Raw genomic sequence first — 1398 nt, 5'->3', positions numbered from 1 at the left:
GACCAGTGCCTTGGTGGACGCGTCCAGGCCGGGGACGTCCGCGCCCTCCGTCAGGGCGGGTTCGACGCGCTTGGCGAGGACCTTGCCCAGTTCGACGCCCCACTGGTCGAAGGAGTCGATGTTCCAGATCGCGCCCTGGACGAACACCTTGTGCTCGTAGAGCGCGATGAGCTGGCCCAGGACCGAGGGGGTGAGCTCCCGCGCGAGGATCGTCGTCGTCGGGTGGTTGCCCCGGAACGTCTTGTGCGGAACCAGCTCCTCCGGCACCCCCTCCGCCCGCACCTCGTCCGGTGTCTTGCCGAAAGCCAGGGCCTGCGTCTGGGCGAAGAAGTTGGCCATCAGCAGGTCGTGCTGGGCGACCAGGCCCGGCCGCAGACCGGCGACCGGCTCGGCGAAGCCGATGAAGTCCGCCGGGATGAGCTTCGTACCCTGGTGGATCAGCTGGTAGTACGCGTGCTGACCATTCGTCCCCGGCGTGCCCCACACCACCGGACCCGTCTGCCACTCCACCGGATTGCCGTCCCGGTCCACGGACTTGCCGTTGGACTCCATGTCCAGCTGCTGCAGATACGCCGTGAACTTCGACAGGTAGTGCGAGTACGGCAGCACCGCATGCGACTGCGCGTCATGGAAGTTGCCGTACCACACACCCAGCAGCCCCAGCAGCAACGGCACGTTCGCCTCCGCCGGCGCCGTACGGAAGTGCTCATCGACCAGCCGGAACCCCTCCAGCATCTCCCGGAAGGCATCCGGACCGATCGCGATCATCAACGACAGACCGATGGCCGAGTCGAACGAATAGCGGCCGCCGACCCAGTCCCAGAACTCGAACATGTTCGCCGTGTCGATACCGAAGTCCGCGACCTTCTGGGCATTCGTCGACAACGCCACGAAGTGCTTGGCGACCGCACCCTGATCGGCGCGCAGCTCGGTCAGGAGCCAGTCCCGCGCGGACGTGGCATTGGTGATCGTCTCGATCGTGGTGAACGTCTTCGAGGCGATGACGAACAGCGTCTCCGCCGCGTCCAGGTCGCGCACGGCCTCGTGCAGGTCGGCGCCGTCCACGTTCGACACAAAGCGGACCGTCAGACCACGGTCGGTATAGGCGCGCAGCACCTCGTGGGCCATGGCGGGACCGAGGTCGGAACCGCCGATGCCGACGTTGACCACGTTCTTGATGCGCTTGCCGGTGTGGCCCGTCCACTCACCCGAACGGACCCGCTCCGCGAAGCCCGCCATCTTGCCGAGCACGGCGTGCACACCCGGCACCACGTCCTCACCCTCGACCTCGACCACGGCGTCCGCAGGCGCGCGCAGCGCGGTGTGCAGCACCGCACGCCCCTCCGTGGTGTTGATCCTCTCGCCCCGGAACATCGCGTCCCGCAGCCCGAACACGTC

The 1398-nt window shown here is 67.5% G+C and carries 1 protein-coding gene; it reads right to left on the bottom strand.

The window, feature by feature from the left end; translation table 11 throughout:
- The coding region (pgi, locus tag IG74_RS0144580; RefSeq protein WP_030689545.1) for a glucose-6-phosphate isomerase at positions 1–1398 on the bottom strand (1398 nt) is incomplete at both ends.

Origin of the sequence: Streptomyces sp. NRRL B-1347 (assembly GCF_000720325.1) — a bacterium.
In the GTDB taxonomy this organism is placed as follows: Bacteria; Actinomycetota; Actinomycetes; order Streptomycetales; family Streptomycetaceae; genus Streptomyces.
The sequence above is the reverse complement of the archived record's forward strand: the minus strand, read 5'-3'. Positions and strand labels throughout refer to the sequence as shown.